General features: G+C 39.2%; 14 protein-coding genes. All 14 read left to right on the top strand.

The genetic code is table 11. The annotated features are described in order from the left end of the window. The first annotated feature begins 90 nt into the window (after positions 1 to 90). The 14 genes from J7I93_RS16440 (at position 91) to J7I93_RS16505 (ending at position 13,807) form a co-directional block, all read left to right on the top strand. Complete coding sequence (locus tag J7I93_RS16440) at positions 91 to 534, top strand: VOC family protein (protein ID WP_214726968.1); 444 nt, start codon at positions 91 to 93, stop codon at positions 532 to 534. Then, a complete protein-coding gene (locus J7I93_RS16445; protein WP_214726969.1) occupies positions 527 to 1,783 on the top strand; it encodes an acyl-CoA dehydrogenase family protein in 1,257 nt (418 codons plus the stop codon). The genes J7I93_RS16440 and J7I93_RS16445 overlap by 8 nt, the downstream gene beginning before the upstream one ends. A 106-nt stretch (positions 1,784 to 1,889) precedes the next feature. Beyond that, positions 1,890 to 2,618, top strand: coding sequence for an acetate--CoA ligase family protein (locus tag J7I93_RS16450; RefSeq protein WP_214726970.1), 729 nt, complete (start codon positions 1,890 to 1,892; stop codon positions 2,616 to 2,618). Beyond that, positions 2,615 to 4,084 (top strand): acetate--CoA ligase family protein, encoded by a 1,470-nt coding sequence (locus tag J7I93_RS16455; protein WP_214726971.1) that lies wholly within the window; start codon positions 2,615 to 2,617, stop codon positions 4,082 to 4,084. Before J7I93_RS16450 ends, J7I93_RS16455 begins: the two co-directional genes overlap by 4 nt. Before the next feature lie 12 nt (positions 4,085 to 4,096). Further along, positions 4,097 to 5,491 carry a hypothetical protein gene (locus tag J7I93_RS16460; protein ID WP_214726972.1) on the top strand — a complete coding sequence of 465 codons (1,395 nt, stop codon included), beginning with the start codon at positions 4,097 to 4,099 and terminating at the stop codon, positions 5,489 to 5,491. Positions 5,492 to 5,633: 142 nt separating this feature from the next. Further along, on the top strand, positions 5,634 to 6,662 hold the full coding sequence (locus J7I93_RS16465; protein ID WP_214726974.1) for a TAXI family TRAP transporter solute-binding subunit: 1,029 nt from the start codon (positions 5,634 to 5,636) through the stop codon (positions 6,660 to 6,662). An 88-nt stretch (positions 6,663 to 6,750) separates the two neighbouring features. Then, entirely contained in the window at positions 6,751 to 7,521 is a 771-nt protein-coding gene (locus tag J7I93_RS16470; protein ID WP_214726975.1) for an RraA family protein, read from the top strand. 12 nt (positions 7,522 to 7,533) lie between these two features. Continuing rightward, positions 7,534 to 8,058, top strand: coding sequence for a thiamine pyrophosphate-binding protein (locus J7I93_RS16475; protein WP_214726976.1), 525 nt, complete (start codon positions 7,534 to 7,536; stop codon positions 8,056 to 8,058). Then, the gene (locus J7I93_RS16480) at positions 8,055 to 8,618 is read left to right on the top strand and encodes a thiamine pyrophosphate-dependent enzyme (protein WP_214726977.1); all 564 of its coding nucleotides are present in this window, start codon (positions 8,055 to 8,057) and stop codon (positions 8,616 to 8,618) included. The genes J7I93_RS16475 and J7I93_RS16480 overlap by 4 nt, the downstream gene beginning before the upstream one ends. A 155-nt stretch (positions 8,619 to 8,773) precedes the next feature. Continuing rightward, positions 8,774 to 9,724, top strand: coding sequence for a hydroxyacid dehydrogenase (locus J7I93_RS16485; RefSeq protein WP_214726978.1), 951 nt, complete (start codon positions 8,774 to 8,776; stop codon positions 9,722 to 9,724). 25 nt (positions 9,725 to 9,749) lie between these two features. Continuing rightward, positions 9,750 to 11,294: an AMP-binding protein gene (locus tag J7I93_RS16490; RefSeq protein WP_214726979.1), complete on the top strand. Its 1,545-nt coding sequence runs from the start codon at positions 9,750 to 9,752 to the stop codon at positions 11,292 to 11,294. Positions 11,295 to 11,308: 14 nt separating this feature from the next. Further along, positions 11,309 to 12,115 carry an enoyl-CoA hydratase/isomerase family protein gene (locus J7I93_RS16495; RefSeq protein WP_214988218.1) on the top strand — a complete coding sequence of 269 codons (807 nt, stop codon included), beginning with the start codon at positions 11,309 to 11,311 and terminating at the stop codon, positions 12,113 to 12,115. 10 nt (positions 12,116 to 12,125) lie between these two features. Next, complete coding sequence (locus J7I93_RS16500; RefSeq protein WP_214726980.1) at positions 12,126 to 13,256, top strand: acyl-CoA dehydrogenase family protein; 1,131 nt, start codon at positions 12,126 to 12,128, stop codon at positions 13,254 to 13,256. 149 nt (positions 13,257 to 13,405) lie between these two features. Further along, the gene (locus J7I93_RS16505) at positions 13,406 to 13,807 is read left to right on the top strand and encodes a PaaI family thioesterase (RefSeq protein ID WP_214726982.1); all 402 of its coding nucleotides are present in this window, start codon (positions 13,406 to 13,408) and stop codon (positions 13,805 to 13,807) included. The last annotated feature ends 23 nt before the right edge of the window (positions 13,808 to 13,830 follow it).

Raw genomic sequence — 13,830 nt, forward strand, 5'->3', positions numbered from 1 at the left:
ATATATAATAATATAAAAACAAAGTTAATTTCAAACATTCTAAAAATTCTAACTTAAATAATCGTATTCTCATAAGGAAGTGCTTCAATATTGGGTAATATAGATCATATTGTTTTCGCTGTGAAAGACCTGGAAAAAAGCAAGCAGCTCTTTTCGACCATTTTTAAAGGAAAATTTATAAAAGAAATAGATTTGCCGGAACAAAATGCCCGTGCTGCGTATTTTTTATTGGGAGAAGTGATAATTGGTTTTGAGACACCTTTGAGTTGCGAGGGGGATGTATACAAATTCCTGGAAAAGAAAGGAGAAGGCTTGCACCATATCGCATTCAAAATTGAAGACTCCGAAGAGTTACATAACAGCTTACTGGAAAATGAAGTTAACATTATTGGTTCTAAAGAGAATCATGGTGTAAAGAAGGAGTTTTTCACCCATCCAAAAAGCTCACTTGGCTTGCTGCTGCAGCTAATCGAATGGGAGCATCCATATAAAGATTCATTGGAAAAGAGAATTGAGATTCTTGGAGATGAATAAAAGACTTATAGAAAGGTTTGATTATATGAATTTTGAATTAAGCAATGAAAATTTACAAGTGAAAAACATGGCTAAAGCCATTGCTGAAAAGGAGATTTTAGAGAATGTAAAATACTTTGAGCAAGAAAGAAGATTCCCGAAGGAAATATTACAGAAAATGGGAGCAGCTGGATTATTTGGAGCCTGTTTTCCGGAAAAGTATGGCGGATCGGAAATGGGTTTTCTGAACTTAGCCATTATTGCAGAGGAAATTTCTAAAGCCCATCCTTCTTTTGGATACGCTTTCAATATGCAGGCGATGACTTGTCCTTTCACAATTTTAAATTGGGGAACAGAGGAGCAAATTCAGAAATATGTTCCCGATTTAATAAAAGCCAATCTCATTGGTATGTTTGCTCTTACAGAATCAGGCGGGGGGTCTGACCCAGCCGGATCCATGAAGACGACTGCACGTTTAGAGGGCAATGAATATGTAATCAATGGATCAAAGACATGGATTACTTTTGCGAACGAAGCAGACGTTGGAGTCCTTTTTGCTAAAACGGACATGAAAGCAGGCCACAAAGGGATCTCAGCATTTATTATTGAAACAAACCGCCCTGGTTTTACCGCCAAACCCATAGAGATTAGCTCTTTGGGCCACATGATGAGAAGCTGCGAAGTGTTTTTAGAAGATTACCGGATCCCGAAAGAAAATCTTCTTGGGAAAGAAGGCGAAGGATTTAAAATTGCCATGAATGCACTGGATTACGGGAGGCTTACTGTTTCATCCCGTCTTGTTGGAATTGCGCAGGGGTGTGTAGATGAATCTATTAAATACTGTAATGAAAGATTAGTAGGCGGGAACCCGATTGGCGAATACCAGATGATCAAGCATTTGATTGCAGACATGGTTGTTGAAACAGATGCAGCGAGACTCCAAACTTATAGAAGTGCCTACTTGAAGGACAAAGGTGAAACGGCTACAAGGGAAAGCTCTTATGCCAAATATTTTGCCTCAGAAGTAGCTGCCAAAGTCTCCAGGAACGCTTTAGAAATCTTTGGAGGCAATGGTATATCAGATGAATACCCCATTATGAAATATGTAAATTACGCAAATATGCTTCATTTCGGTGAAGGTTCTGCTAATATTCAGCGAATCCTCATTGCTAATGATGCTTTAGGAATAAAAAATGCAAACAGGCATCATATTGAACGAAGGTTTGCACTAAGCAGTGATATTACAGATGAGAAAAAAGTACGTTTATGAATCGATAAATAGCCGTTCTGTATTAAAAAAGAGCATAGGTTTCCCAATGAGCAACACGAATATAAAAGAATTTCAATTTTTAAAGTGATTAGAAAGGATATCCTTTATGACAGCTATACAGCATATCATTAACATTTCAAAGGAAGAAAAAAGAGCAGTTCTTACGGAGATAGAGTCGAAACAAATTCTTCGGCATATAGGAATTCCAGTTCCGGATTTTCGACTGGCAAGATCTGCTGATGAAGCCGTTGAGCAGGCAAAATATATCGGTTTTCCTTTAGTGTTAAAAATTGTTTCGCCTGACATCGTTCATAAGTCTGATGCTAAAGGGGTAATTCTTAATATCCAAGACGAGCAGCAACTGAGAAATGCTTATAAAGAGATTATGATAAATGCAAATGAATATAATTCAGATGCGAAAATAATAGGGGTATCCATTCAGCAAATGGTAAGCGGCGATAAAGAAGTTATTATAGGCATGAACCGTGATGATGTTTTTGGTCCAGTCCTATTATTTGGGGCAGGTGGAATCTTTGTTGAAGTACTTAAGGATGTAACTTTAAAAGTACTGCCTTTAGCAGAAAAGGATATTGATAACATGTTTACTGAAATTAAGGCGAACAAAATACTCACAGGGTTTAGGGGTACTTTGCCTGCTGATTCTTCAAGCTTAAAGGCCATCATAAAAAAAGTGGCAGAATTATCTTCTAATTTCCCTGAAATTTCTGAACTTGAATTAAATCCTGTGATTGTCCATGAGCAAGGGAAAGGTGCCGTTGCACTGGATGCCCGCATCATTCTTGATCATCGAACAACGGAGGTGGCAGCCAGTTGAGTAATTACAAGGTAATTGAAAAATTGCTTAATCCTTCATCAATAGCTGTGATAGGTGCCTCCCACAATGTTCAAAAGCATGGAGGAAGATTGATTGAGCATTTGCTTAAACACCAATACCAGGGTGAAATTTACCCGGTAAATCCCAAAGGGGGAGAAATTCAAGGATTAACCTGCTATAAATCAATTGCAGAGATTCCCGAAACTCCGGATCTTGCCTGTCTTTTAATTGCGCCGCGGCTGCTTATGGGAGCATTGAAGGATTGTGCCTTAAAAGGGATTAAGATGGTTATGATCCATGCTTCAGGGTTTGCGGAAACTGGCAAAAGTGGAGAATTGCTGCAGAAGGAAATCATAGATTTTGCCAGGAAACACAATATACGAATTTGCGGCCCAAATACCATTGGGATTGCAAATGTAAATAATAGGGTGTTTGCCAGCTTTAGCATGGCTATGACGAGCAAAGAAATTCCCATGGGTGGGAGAATATCCTATATAACTCAAAGTGGAGCTATCGGCGGTGCCATGCTAAGCCAGGGGTGGGAAAAACAGATAGGAATCAATAAATGGATTAGTTCAGGTAATGAAGCTGATTTGAATGCATCCGATTATCTTGAATATGCAGTTGATGATCCGTCCACTGGCACGATTTGTATTTTCCTTGAAGGCTTGGCAGATGGAAAAACCTTTAAGTCGGCATTGGCTAAAGCAGCTAATAAAAAAAAGCCTGTCATAATTTATAAAAACGGCAGAAGCGAAATTGGACAAATGTCAGTAAAGTCCCATACCGGTGTACTTGCGGGAAATCATGAAGTATATAAAGCTGTTTTTAAACAATACGGAGCAATTAATGCAGAAGATCTGGACGATTTATTTGATTATGCCATCGCCTTTGATTCACCAAATAAGTTGAAAAGCAGCCGGATAGGGATTATCTCGACGTCTGGCGGAGCATGCACGATTGTCTCTGATCAGTGCGTCAAATATGGATTAGAGGTCCCTGAACTTTCAAATGCAAGTATTAAAACGTTAACAGAAATTTCACCTGATTTTTCTACCCCTCAGAATCCATTTGACACAACCGCTCAAATATTAAATGATCCTGAATCATTTAAAAAGAGTTTGGAAGTTTTTATCCATGATGAAAATATTGACGGCCTTGTACTTATGCTGACAACGATTGGCGGGTCAATTGCTGCTAAAGTAGCAGAAGATATCATAGAGCTTTCAAAAAAGACTGAAAAACCAATGTACGTCGCCTGGACAATTGCAGAATCATTAGCAAAGGATGGGATGGTTAAACTCCGCCAGGCAAAAATCCCTTTATACCCAAGTGCCGAGAGAGCTGTAAAATCTCTGGCTGCCATTCAGCAGCATATGAGTTTTTTGGAAGAGTGGGAAGAAAAAAAAGATGAATACAGCGATTTCTTTTTTGCCATTCATAAAGAGGAAATTTCAAACAGTTAAGGTCGTGAAGTTATGCAGCACTTAATGCCGGTTTTAATATTAACAAGGGGAGTTATTTTATTAACATTGGCATTGTCCTATATGCTTTATTCTTTTTTCTCGCTGCCTTTGGATCTTTTTCTAGTATCTTTGGTGGTTATCGCATTTTTAATATCATTGCCATGGATGGCTGTGTTTCCAAAAGTAATGAGCGCAGCACTTCTCGTTTTTGGCAATATGATCTTTTTCTTATATGGCGGAAATGTTGAATACTGGATTGCCTCCATTCTTAACAATGTCGCTTTGGTTTCATTATTTATCACAGTCCCTTTGTTATCCTACCCCTTAAAAAATGGGGGATATATAGAGTACATGGATTACTTTGTGGTGAACTTCTTGAAAAAAGATATGAAAAGGATTGCCTTTGTAACAGCGATAACCTGTATTGTCAGTTCGTTTTTAAATTTAGGTTCGCTAAGAGTTATGTATGATTTATTTTCAGTACGATTCAAGTATTTAAACAAAGTATTTGTAAGAAGCCTTGTTCAGGGATTTTCACTGGCAGCCTTTTGGTCACCGTACTTTGCGGGTGTGGCGATTATCCTGCACCTTGTTGGGGTTAGCTTTGTATCATTTTTTGGATATGGCCTCGTAATGGTCATCATTTGCTACCTGACATCTGTAGTGATTAATTTAAGGTTCCTATCCAAAGAGGTATCGACAAATTCAGCTCCCTATGTAGCTGTCAGTCTGGAGGAAGATGGAAGCAAGAAGCAAACAAAAAAGGTAGAGCATAAAAGAGGAATTGAATTAATAATTGCGTTTATTGGTTTATTCCTGGCATTATTCTTCCTGGAAAAATGGCTTCATTATAATGTGCTTTTACTAATTTCCATACTGGCAATCTCATATTCAATCGTTTGGTCTTTAGCTATAAATAAAATAAAGGAGTTTGCATTCTCCTTAAAGAATTATTTTACGGAAGTTGCCCCCAATGTCCATACAGAGTCCATCATGATTATTTCAGCAACATTTTTTTCCCAGATGGTTTTGCTGACAGAATTTCCTGCTTACTTATCATCCTTATTTTCCAGCATAAGCGAGATCTCTCTTATTCTAACGGTAATAACCATCATCTTGACTTGTGTTATATCATCTTTTTTCATACACCAAGTGCTTCCCATCTCAATTTTTGCGACTACGCTATCCCCTGATGTCATTGGATTAAAGCCTGAACTATACGTTTTAATCCTGGTAATAAGCTGGGGTATAACTCCGCTTTTATCGCCAGTTTCTGCAGCAAACTTGCTTGCATCTGCATTATTTAAGACAAAACCATTTGAAATAGGGATTTGGAATATAAAATATGCCCTTTCAGTCATCCTGGTTTCATCCGTATCAATCTATTTGATAAACATGTTTGTTTAGAAAAAGGGGAACATTCCATTATTTTTGAAAGCGGTATCAAGGTTCCTATTACTTTAGGGAGGTGATTATAAGAAGTATTATTCGAGCCATTTTTTTAATAATGAATATGACACCAAACTAATAAACGAGGGGAGAAAGAGAGATGAAAAAACTTTTATCTATTTTTATCATTGCATTAATGGCTTTTGCTTTAATCGGGTGCAGCTCAAGCAGTACTGGAGGCGGAGGGAATTCCGATTCAAGTTCGGGTTCTGGATCAGATTCAGGATCATCTGGAAAACCGGATAACTATTCCATCATGTTTGCTACGGGAACAACTACTGGAACTTATTATCCTCTGGGTGCTATTTTCTCTGACTTCTGGAATAAGAAACTGGATTATGTTCAAGCGTCCTCCCAGGCTACAAACGGAAGTGTTCAAAACCTAATTTTCATTAAGCAGGGTGAGGCTCAAGTTGCTTTAACACCAACAGGGACTCTATATGAGGGATATAACGGAGAGGCCTCATTTGATGGAAATAAAGTTGAAAATGTACGCATTTTGGCTGGTCTATATCCAAACGTCAATCATCTGGTAGCAAGAAAAGGTGCAGGTATCGAAACAATCGCTGATGTTGCAGGGAAAAAGATCGTTCCAGGTGCAACTGGTAGTGCAACTGAAATTGAAACCCAGCGTGCAATGGAAGCTTATGACGTGGATTATGAAGGGTTAGGCAAAGATTTCGTTGGGTTTACAGAAGCAACCGACTTGATGAGAAATAAGCAAACAGATGTTGCAATGGTCATGGCTGGGGTTCCAACATCCGCTGTTACTGAAATGCTATCAACCGCTGACGGCATGCTGCTTCCTTATTCTCAAGAAGCTGTTGATTATCTAAAAGAAAAGTATCCTTGGACAATGGAGTACACAATTAAAGCAAACAGTTATGAGAATCAGCCTGAAGATGTGTTATCAGTTGCTCAAAATAACTTCCTTGTAGGTACAGCGGATATGCCTGACGAAGTAGCTTACGACTTGGTCAAAACTTTATGGGAAGGATTGGAAGAATTAAAAGGGTCACACGCTGTAATTGAACAATTTGATATTGAAAAGGCATTAGAAGGAACTTCGGGTATTCCAATTCATCCTGGTGCTGAAAAGTTCTACAAAGAGAAGGGTATTCTTAAGTAAATTAGTATGAACACCAATATAACTCTATCGGTCGAGTCTGAATCGATAGAGTTATATTGTTACTTAAGCAAAAGGAGGCAGCTGCTAAATGAAGACAGCCGAATTGGAAAAGTATAAAGATAAATTAATGGGTCTGATACCGCCAGAAAGAATCGTAAAAGTGGAATTTACAAGGCCTTCGCGGGAAATTATAGAAGCTTTTATGGAATTGGATGGACTTACGCCTACAGTTTCAGATGTTCTTGATTCCATGGGTATTAAAGGGGCCATTTCAGCAAGCAGGCTGCGCCCTATTATAACAGGCAAAAAGATAGTCGGTCCTGCCGTTACCATCCGCTATATTCCTGAAAGTAACACTCCCGATCATGGTTATTACAATATGGAACGGGCAAAGCTTGCGGACAGAGACGTATATGCCGTTGCAGAAAAGGGGGATGTAGCAGTATTCGATGCAGCTGCGCTGGGAGATGTATCTGTAATGGGAGGGCTCTCAACCCTCGTTGCAAAACAATGGGGAATGGCAGGAAATATAGTAGATGGCGGTGTAAGAGATATTGATACCGTTCGTAAATTGGATTATCCGGTCTGGAGTACTGGCCAAACTCCAATTACAGGAAAGTATCGTGTAGAGGCGATGGAAATCAATGGACCCGTTTCAATTGCAGGTGTCAGGGTAAATCCAGGTGATTTGATTATTGCCGATGACAGTGGGATTGTGGTAGTTCCAGGAACCAAAGCAGAAGAAGTTTTAGAAAAGACAATTAATGCCACCAAAAGAGAAGATGAAGTAGTGAGGCTTTTTGAAAGCGGCGCTTCAATTGAAGAAATAACCAGAATCCTGCCGCCGAGCAAATGGTAAAGGGGGATAAACATGTCAGCGTTTCAGGATTTAGCATGTGAAGAAATCATTAAAGGGATTGAAGACACAGGGGCTGATTACTTGCTGACTTTGCCATGCAGCACGATTGGCAAGGTTATTGAACACTTTGAGAACTCGAATGGAATAACTTCGTTCCCAATCAGCCGGGAAGAGGATGGGATAGGAATTGCGTCAGGGATCAGTTTAGGCGGACAATTTCCAATAATGCTTATCCAGGATACAGGAATCGGGAATTCAATTCTGGCCCTCACCACGTTTGCTCAGGCCTATCATGTTCCTATGCTTATTTTGGTTACTCGCAGAGGCGGATTCGGTGAGATTAATTCCGCAGTTAATTTGTTTTCAGAACCGCTGCCGGAGATTTTGGATGCAGCAAGAGTTAAAACGTTTAAACTTGATTATCGTGTTCCCTTGAAAGAATGGAGTACAGCCATTAAGCAAGGGGCTAAGTATGCCAAGGATACACATCGCCCGATTATTGTGATGTTCAATATTAAAGGGGGTGCGGAACAATGATGTCTAGACTGGATGCTCTTAAAATCCTGTTTAAATATACAGAGAATATACCTGTCATTTCTTCTTGCGGGAATACTTCGAGAGAGTGGGCAAGTCTTGGAAGACGGGATAACCATTTATATATGGTGGACACCATGGGGTTAACTCCATCTGTTGCAATCGGTGTCAGCTTGACTTTAGAAAAGAAAGGATTTAAAAAGTGTATTGGCATTGAAGGGGACGGCGGTGTTCTAATGAACCCCAATTCTTTGGCATCAGCCAGCTATTTGAACCCGCGCAAATGGATGCTGATTGTTTTTGATAATGAATGTTTTGCCTCGACCGGAGGGCAATGCTCTTTGGCAAGCCGCATTGATATAGCCAAAGTAGCAGAAGGTTTTAATTTAAGAACGATTCAGACAGATAATGCCGATGACTTTGAAAAGGCGGTTCAGAATTCCATCGAAGAGGATGGACCTATTGTTATACATGCAAAAATTAATCAGGAAAATCAAAAGAATCCTTTTATAAATGACGATCCTGCTGTACTGTCGTATAAATTTTCGAGCTTCCTAAATTAATAGAAAATAAAAAAACTGTATAGGGAAGTAACTTTCTCTATACAGTCTTAACAGATTGTATTTTAATCATAAAACGCAAGGCTCCAAATGTAAAATAGAAATTCAAAATATTTTTTCAGAAAACTTCGAAAAACATGATATTGAGGGGGATATAAATGAAAGCTTTAGTCATAGACCACATTCATGAGGAGGGTATTACCCTACTAAAACAATATTGTGAAGTAGACTTTAAACACGGTCTATCACAGGAAGAACTGGCTGCCATAGTAGGGAATTATGATATATTGCTTGGCCGTGCAACCCATTTAACAGGCAGAATAGAAAAACCATTACTGGAAAACAGCGGAAAACTAAAAGTAATAGGAATTGCATCTGTCGGACTTGATCAGTTTGATCAGGACTACATAGCTTCAAAAGGGATTAAGTTAATAAATCTTCCAGGTGTCAACTCAGCATCTGTGGCAGAACATACTGTTTCTCTTCTCTTGTGTGGAATGAGGCATATCCTCCTTGCCTATCAGCAAATGAAAGAGTCTATCTGGAATAAACATGGATTCACTTCTGCTTTGGAACTGTACGGCAAAACAGTTGGCATTATTGGATTTGGAAATATTGGAAAAAACGTAAGTGCTATTTTGAAGAATGGTTTTAATATGAAGGTGCTGGCATATGATCCATACATTGATGAAGTAGAAGCACAAGCTGGCGGAGCAAAATTAGTGTCACTTGAAGAACTGCTGGCACAATCGGATGTTGTAACAATCCATGCCCCCCTAACAGATGAAACTTTTCATATGATTGGCGAAGAAGAAATGAAAAAGATGAAAAAGGATGCCGTACTGCTAAACGCAGGGCGAGGCGGGATTATTGATGAAGATGCATTATATAAATTTTTAAGTAATAATCACCTGCGATTCGCAGGACTTGACGTTCAGGAATCAGAACCTTGCTACCATTCACCATTATTTTCCCTTGATAACTTTATTGCAACCCCGCACATTGCTGGGCTGACATATGACGCTTTGAGCAGGGCGGGCAAAAGAGTTGTAATTGAATGTCTTGAATACCTCAATGTCGAAGTGGATGCCATTACCCCCGGCGCCTGATTAAATGAAAGGAGGCCCGGTTAACATGAATTTTAATGAACTTCTTCTGGCTGGAAATATTAATTATCCCCACAATATATTTTTAAGATTTGAAGAAGAATGCTATACCTATGCAGACATGTGGAAAATCACGAACAGGCTGGCAAACGGGTTCTTAAAAAGTGGAATTAAGAAAGGTGACCATGTTTCCATTATTCTATCAAATCGGCCAGAGTTTATTTGGAGCTGGTTTGCATTGGCGAAGATTGGTGCAATTGCTGTAACGATTGATACACGTTTAAAAGGTTCCTTATTGCAGCATCAATTAAAAAATAGTGAAAGCATGGCAATCATAACAGAGGAAGAGTTTCTCCCTGCCATACTTGATATGGATATCGATCGCTTAATAATCGTGTCGGATAAAGAAATGGCAGGCAGTGAAATCGATTTGATCCATTTTAATTGTTTATTAAACGAAAATGAAGTTGATTCAGGCTTAATTGAATATACTCTTCAGTCTGGATGGCCTCTAACGATCGTTTATACTTCAGGAACTACCGGCCCCGCTAAAGGAGTCGTGAATCCACACGAAACTTTTGTATTATCGGGCAAAGATATAGGAGATGCAGTCGGAATGAACCAGACTGATAATTTATATTTATTTTTGCCCCTTTTTCATGCCAATCCCCAATTAATGGGCATACCCGCTTTGCTTTTAAATGGGGCAACGGTCGTTTTGGGAAGGAAATTTTCAGCTTCTTCTTTTTGGGATACGGTCAACCATTATCATGTTACCCTTTTCACCTATGTTGGGACAGTATTAAGCATACTGGATAAAGTGACACCGCCAAAGGTTCACACCAGTTTGAGGACGGCTTATGGCGGCGGTGCACCAGAGGACATTTGGAGAAGCCTTGAGAATAAAACAAATGCCCGAATAATGGAAGGCTATGGGATGGCTGAAATTGGCGGCTTTGCTATTATGAATTCCTTGAAAGAGTCAAAGATTGGGAGCATTGGCAAACCGCGTGAACTATATGACATTCGCATTTTTGATGACCATGACTGCGAGTTGCCTGCTGGGGAAGTGGGGGAAATTGTTGTACGTCCCAAAGTTCCGTTTTCGATGTTCACTTCCTATTTTAATATGGAGAAAAACACATTATCAGCTATGGGGAATTTATGGTTCCACACGGGTGATTTGGCTAAGAAAGATCCAAATGGTTTCTTCTATTTCAAGGGAAGAAAGAAAAATATGATTCGCAGAAAAGGAGAAAATATTTCCGCCTATGACATAGAAAATATCGTACAGCAGCATCCAAGTATCCTGGAAAACGCAGTCGTACCGATTCCAGATGAAATTGCCGGACAAGAGGCTAAATTAAGTGTTGTCTGCAAAAAAGGAGAAGAGGTTTCCATTGAGGAATTATATATGTGGTTGCTGGAAAACCTGCCGTCCCATATGGTTCCAAGGTACTTGGAAATCAGGGAAGCCTTTGAGAAGACATCATCAGAAAAAATTAAGCTCCAGGTGCTCATTGATGAAGGAATTAAACATGTATGGGATGGGGAAGAAAAAATAAGCAGATAAAAGGAGTTTTTATAATGGAAAATAATCATATTGTATTTGAAAATCTTACAGAAGAAATTGCCGTTCTTAGATTAAATAGGCCGGATTTTCTAAATTCATTTAGCCACGAGATGATTGCGGACTGGTATAAATCACTAGTGGAATTTAAAGAGAATGATAATTTAAAGGTGCTCATCCTAACAGGTACAGGGAAGGCGTTCTCTGCAGGAGGAGATATTAAAGCATTATCAAATGGGGAGGGCTTTATAGGAGACCCTAAAGAGGATTTATGGGGTGATGCCGTTAAGAGAAAAGCTTCCTTGTGGGAAAACATTCAGAAAATCCCTCTATTATTAGAAGAAATTGATAAGCCGGTAATTGCTTGCATAAACGGCGATGCCATTGGCGCCGGGCTGGATATGGCCCTCATGTGTGATATTCGTTTTTGTGCAGACCATGCAAGACTTGGAGAAGGATACATCCATCTGGGACTTGTGCCTGGAGATGGAGGCGGATACTTCCTTCCTAAAATAGTGGGAGAATCAAAAGCACTGGAGTTATTGTGGACAGGAGAAAGATTAAATGCAGAGAAGGCTTTAGAGATCGGGCTAGTCGATTATGTATATGAGAAAGATTTAGTGTTAGATAAGGCACTTGAATTTGCAAAGGTCTTATGCTCAAAGCCACAGAATGCAATAAGGATGATTAAAAGGCTTGTAAAAAACCATAACAACGTCAGTCTGAGGAACCACCTGGATATGGTATCTTCGCATATGGCTGTTGTAACAGATACACATGAATATATGGCTCTACTGGAACAAATGAAAAACAAACGAAAGTAAGGTGCATAGCTTGAAACTTCAATTGACTGAAGAGCAGCTTAAACTTCAGAATGAAATTCGGGATTTTACAAGAGAAAAAATAGTTCCCACAGCGGATGAGAGAGACCGCGAGGATGTGTATCCAAGAGAAATAATTAAAGAAATGGCCGCACAGGGTTATACAGCTCTTACAGTGCCCGAGAAATATAATGGTTTAAATCGTTCCAAAATCGATGCTTGTATTTTAATGGAAGAGGTGGCGTACGGCTGTGCAGCAACAGCCATATCGCTGATTACGATTTTTCAGGCTGAAACCATGCTCATGTTGTTTGGTAATGAAAAAGTTAAAAACCATTACCTGCCGCTTTTTAGAGAAGGATTAATTGCTTCATATTCTTTAACAGAATCCAAAAGAGGATCGGATATCAGAAGTGTTGATACAAAAGCAGTTAAACAGGGCGAGAGCTGGATCATAAATGGCAAAAAAACATTTATTACATCCGGCTCTGCAGCCGAATTTTTTATTTTGCTGGCTGAAACAGAGAAAGGGGTTTCGATCTTTGCGGTTGACCGTGACCTTCCAGGAATAACCACTGAAATTGGTGATAATTCACAGACGATAGGCCTTCGCAACGGGCCGCATGTGGATGCATATTTTGAAAATGTCGCTATTCCGGATTATTGTCTTATCGGAGAGGAAGGAAAAGGGGTTAAGCAAGCCGTCATTACACTTAATAATAGCAGGACTGCAGCAGCTGCTATCAGTGTAGGCATTGCCAGGGCAGCCTACGAACAGAGCTTGGAGTGGGTGTCATCCAGAAAAGCATTTGACCAGTCTGTAATCGATTTTCAGGGCATCCAGTGGATGTTTGCAGACATGCTTATGAATATAAATGCTTCCAGGCTATTAACCTATCAGGCTGCTTACTTACATGATATTGGAAAAGCTTCTATTTCTGAATCCAGCCAGGCGAAACTATTTGCCGGACAAATGGCTACAAAGGTATGCTCTGATGCCATTCAAGTATGCGGGGCTTATGGAACAACTATAAATGCCCCTTTTGGCCGCTACTTAAGAGATGCAAAATCTTATGAGATCGCAGGCGGAAGCAATGAGATATTAAGAAACACTATTGGGAAGGAAATCAAGAAGTCGTTATAAAAATTATATTCATAAAATTTTAAATAAATAAAATATATAAAATTATTATAATTTTTAAATAATTATAGATTTTTATCTAGCATTTATTATAAAATTAAATAAAACAAAGAGAAATATTGAAAATGAGAATATTAAAAGGTGGTTTCAACATGTTAACTGAGAAATTGAAAACGCTCTCATCTTCGCCGGTATGGAATCATATTGGGCTTGAACTGGAATATGCTGAGAGCGGAAAGTCAAAGGTTTCCATGCCTGTGAAAAAAGAATTTCTGCAGATTTTCGAAAAAGTCCATGGCGGGATATTGGCAACTCTTTTAGATGCTACGATGGCTTCGGCCATTAATTCTGTTTTGGAAGACCATGTTTTTTCTGTGACTGCTGAAATGAAAATCCAATACTTACGGCCAGCAACAGGCAGGATTCTGATCGGAAAAGGAGAGGTAATCCAGAATGGAAATACTGTAACAATCTGCAAAAGTGAAATTTATGATGAACAGGACAAAATGGTGGCATTTGCAACCGGGACATTTGTTAATAAAAGAAAGACCTAGAATATTGCGATCTATTAAGGAGG

The sequence above is a fragment of the Bacillus sp. ISL-47 genome, from assembly GCF_018613175.1.
In the GTDB taxonomy this organism is placed as follows: Bacteria; Bacillota; Bacilli; order Bacillales; family Cytobacillaceae; genus Cytobacillus.